The sequence below is a fragment of the Anaeromyxobacter sp. SG66 genome (assembly GCF_022690805.1).
Classification (GTDB): Bacteria; Myxococcota; Myxococcia; order Myxococcales; family Anaeromyxobacteraceae; genus Anaeromyxobacter; species Anaeromyxobacter soli.
Window position 1 is genome coordinate 1 of record NZ_JALCZC010000219.1, and the last position, 1,955, is coordinate 1,955.

Below are 1,955 nucleotides of genomic sequence, written 5' to 3' on the forward strand. Positions count from 1 at the left end.
GAGGGGCTCGCCCGCGCCGCGGCGACGCTGGCCGCGGCGGCGGCCGCGCGCGATCGCCGGCTCGCCCTCGCCGAGCGCGAGGTCTCGGCCGTCGCGGTCGACGTGGCGCGGACGATCCTCGGGCGCGAGCTCTCTCACGATCCCGGCGCCGTCGCCGATCTCGCGGCGCGCGCGCTGGCGGCCGCGCGCGATCGCCGCGAGGTGACGCTGCGGGTGAACCCGGGCGACGCGGAGGCCATCCGCACCGCTGCCGGCCGGCTCGCGGCGGTGCTCGCGCGGGCGCCGGGGCTCACGGTGCGCGAGGACGCGGCGCTCGCCCGGGGCGACGCGGTGGTCGAGACCGAGGCGGGGCGGGTGGACGCCCGCGTCGAGACGCAGCTCGCCGCGCTCGCGCGGGCGCTCGAGGACGACGGGCGGTGACGGACCCCGGCCGCGTGCGCGAGGCGCTCGACCGGGCCGCGCCGCTCCGGTTGCGGGGCCGCGTGACCCGCCTCGTGGGCCTCGTCGTCGAGGCCGAGGCCGCGGGCGTGAGGCAGGGGGAGGCGGTCGAGATCCACACTCCGGGCCGCCCGCCGCTCCTCGCCGAGGTGGTCGGGTTCCGCGACGACCGCGCGGTGCTGCTCCCGCTCGGCGATCCCGCCGGGCTCGGCGCGGACAGCGAGATCCTCCCCACCGGGCGACCGCTCGCGATCCGCGCCGGCGACGCGCTGCTCGGGCGCGTCCTCGACGGGCTGGGCAGGCCGATCGACGGGGCGCCGCCGCCGGCCGGGCTCGCGGAGTGGGCCGTGGAGCGCGCGGCGCCGGCCCCGCTCACGCGCCGCCGGATCACCGCGCCGCTCGCGCTCGGGGTCCGCGCGATCGACGGGCTCCTCACGATCGGCGAGGGGCAGCGCGTCGGGATCTTCGCCGGCGCCGGCGTCGGCAAGTCGACCCTGCTCGGCCAGATCGCCCGCAACACGCGGGCGGAGCTGTCCGTCATCTGCCTGGTCGGGGAGCGCGGCCGCGAGGTGCGGGACTTCGTCGAGGAGGCGCTCGGGCCGGAGGGGCTCGCGCGGAGCGTCGTCGTCGCGGCGACGAGCGACGCGCCCGCCCTCGAGCGGCTCAAGGCCGCCCACGTCGCGACGGCCATCGCGGAGTGGTTCGCGGACCGCGGCCGGCGCGTGCTCTTCATGCTCGACTCGCTCACGCGCTATGCGCGCGCCCAGCGCGAGGTGGGCCTCGCGGCCGGCGAGCCCCCCGCGCGCCACGGCTACCCGCCGAGCGTCTTCGCCGCGCTGCCGCGTCTCCTCGAGCGCACCGGGAACCGGGCCGAGGGCGGCATCACCGCCCTCTACACCGTCCTCGTCGCGGGCGGGGATCTCGACGAGCCCATCGCCGACGAGGTGCGCGGGATCCTCGACGGCCACGTCGTGCTCGACGCGCGGCTCGCCGCCGCCGGGCGCTACCCCGCGATCGACGTCCTCCGGAGCCTCTCGCGCGTCATGCCCGCCGTCACCACCCCGGCGCACCGCGCCGCGGCGGACCGGCTGCGCGCGCTCCTGGCCGCCCACGAGCGTCATCGCGACCTCATCGCGCTCGGGGCGTACGCGCCCGGCTCGGACGCGGACACCGACGCCGCCCTCGAGCGGCTCCCCGCCATCGAGGCGTTCCTGCGGCAGGGCGCCGGCGAGGCGGAGGAGCCCGAGCGGACCCGCGCCCGGCTCGAGGAGCTCGTCCGGTGACGGACGCCTACCCCCTCGCGGCGCTGCTCGGGCTGCGCGAGCGCGAGGAGGAGGCGGCGCGCGCGGCGCTGGCCGCGGCGCTCGCGGAGGAGGGCCGCGCCCGCAGGGAGCGGGACGAGCAGAGGGCGCTCCTCGACGACGTCTCCCGGCGGGCGAGCGCGAGCGGCGTCCCCACCGGCGTGGCTGCGCCGGCCGCGACGCTGCAGACGGCGGCCGGCCACTCGGCGCGGCTCC

Annotated in this window: 3 protein-coding genes; all 3 read left to right on the top strand. The window is 80.0% G+C overall.

The window, feature by feature from the left end; translation table 11 throughout:
* On the top strand, positions 1–420 hold a 420-nt coding region (locus tag MNZ39_RS23945), incomplete at its 5' end, for a FliH/SctL family protein (RefSeq protein WP_242341589.1).
* On the top strand, positions 417–1,721 hold the full coding sequence (locus tag MNZ39_RS23950) for a FliI/YscN family ATPase (protein WP_242341590.1): 1,305 nt from the start codon (positions 417–419) through the stop codon (positions 1,719–1,721). The genes MNZ39_RS23945 and MNZ39_RS23950, both read left to right, overlap by 4 nt.
* Positions 1,718–1,955: hypothetical protein (locus tag MNZ39_RS23955; RefSeq protein ID WP_242341591.1), on the top strand; the 238-nt coding region annotated here is incomplete at its 3' end. The genes MNZ39_RS23950 and MNZ39_RS23955, both read left to right, overlap by 4 nt.